The 558-nt window shown below is 72.4% G+C and carries 2 pseudogenes; one reads left to right on the forward strand and one right to left on the reverse strand.

Going from position 1 to position 558, the window contains the following annotated elements:
• Nucleotides 1–81, forward strand: a pseudogene (locus RH94_RS45795) (phytoene dehydrogenase); the annotation flags it as partial.
• Between the two features lie 12 nt (nt 82–93).
• Here the strand turns inward: RH94_RS45795 and RH94_RS45800 are convergent.
• Nucleotides 94–558: pseudogene (locus RH94_RS45800) on the reverse strand (hypothetical protein); the annotation flags it as partial.

Here is a 558-nt window from a genome sequence, read left to right on the forward strand (position 1 = left end):
GGGCTGCCGCACGCCGGCATGTCGGGCGCGCTGGTGGCCGGACTGATCGTGGAGGGACCGGAGTTCCGCGGCTCCCAGTGAGCCGGGCGGCGGTCAGAAGCGGTACTGCTCGTCGAAGCCCTGACCGTGCTGCTGCTGACCGTGGTTGTTGCCCTGGTACGGGTACGCCTGCTGCTCCTGCGGGAGCTCGCCGCCGTAGGACTCGTCGCTGCGCTGCTGCGGGACCCACACCCCGCCGGCCGGGGTCTCGCCGCCGTAGCCCGATCCGGCGTAGGTGTCCTGGGCCTGGGGGACCTGGGCCTGGGGGGCCTGGGTGCCGTAGTCCTGCTGGCCGTAGCCCTGCTGGCCGCCGTAGGCGGTGTCGTAGGAGGCGCCGTCGTAGGTCTGGGTGCCGGCGTACGGGTCGGAGTAGCCGGCGTACTGCTGCTGGCCGCTCGTGTCGTAGCCGTAACCCTGCTGTCCGTAGCCGGAGTAGTCGTACGCGTAGCCCTGGTCGGCGGTGGCGTACTGGTCCTGGCCCTGGTCCTGGGTCTGGGTCTGGGTCCGGGCCGGGTCGCC

The sequence above is a fragment of the Streptomyces kebangsaanensis genome, assembly GCF_001906585.1.
Classification (GTDB): Bacteria; Actinomycetota; Actinomycetes; order Streptomycetales; family Streptomycetaceae; genus Streptomyces; species Streptomyces kebangsaanensis.